1 rRNA gene is annotated in these 1,021 nt (G+C 52.8%); it reads right to left on the bottom strand.

Annotated features, from left to right (window positions below):
• A 23S ribosomal RNA gene (locus tag R1H25_RS20315) occupies positions 1-995 on the bottom strand; the annotation flags it as partial.
• Positions 996-1,021 lie beyond the last annotated feature (26 nt).

Below are 1,021 nucleotides of genomic sequence, written 5' to 3' on the forward strand. Positions count from 1 at the left end.
AATTTGGGACCTTAGCTGTGGGTCTGGGTTGTTTCCCTTTTCACGACGGACGTTAGCACCCGCCGTGTGTCTCCCATACAGTCCGTCTCGGTATTCGGAGTTTGCAATGGTTTGGTAAGTCGCGATGACCCCCTAGCCATAACAGTGCTCTACCCCCGAGAGGATACATATGAGGCGCTACCTAAATAGCTTTCGAGGAGAACCAGCTATCTCCGGGTTCGATTAGCTTTTCACTCCTAATCACACCTCATCCCCTACCTTTGCAACGGGAGTGGGTTCGGGCCTCCAGTGCGTGTTACCGCACCTTCACCCTGGGCATGACTAGATCACCCGGTTTCGGGTCTACTGCCCGCGACTATGCGCCCTTATCAGACTCGGTTTCCCTTCGCCTCCCCTATACGGTTAAGCTTGCCACGAACAGTAAGTCGCTGACCCATTATACAAAAGGTACGCAGTCACTCCTTGCGGAGCTCCTACTGCTTGTACGCACACGGTTTCAGGTTCTATTTCACTCCCCTCTCCGGGGTTCTTTTCGCCTTTCCCTCACGGTACTGGTTCACTATCGGTCGGTCAGTAGTATTTAGCCTTGGAGGATGGTCCCCCCATGTTCAGACAGGGTTTCACGTGCCCCGCCCTACTCGTCTTCACTGAAATGGCCCTTTCAGATACAGGGCTATCACCTTCTATGGCCACTCTTTCCAGAGTGTTTTCCTAGAACCAAATCAGCTTAAGGGCTAGTCCGCGTTCGCTCGTCGCTACTTACGGAATCTCGGTTGATTTCTTTTCCTCTGGTTACTTAGATATTTCAGTTCACCAGGTTCGCTTCCAGCAGCTATGTATTCACTGCAGGATACCCGCAAGCGGGTGGGTTTCCCCATTCGGACATTACCGGATCAAAGCTTGTTGCCAGCTCCCCGATACTTTTCGCAGGCTGCCACGTCCTTCATCGCCTCTGACCGCCAAGGCATCCACCGTGTGCGCTTATTCGCTTGACCATATAACCGCAAGTTGCCTTGGGTTA

This window comes from Stenotrophomonas veracruzanensis (assembly GCF_032911525.1).
Lineage (GTDB): Bacteria > Pseudomonadota > Gammaproteobacteria > Xanthomonadales > Xanthomonadaceae > Stenotrophomonas > Stenotrophomonas africana.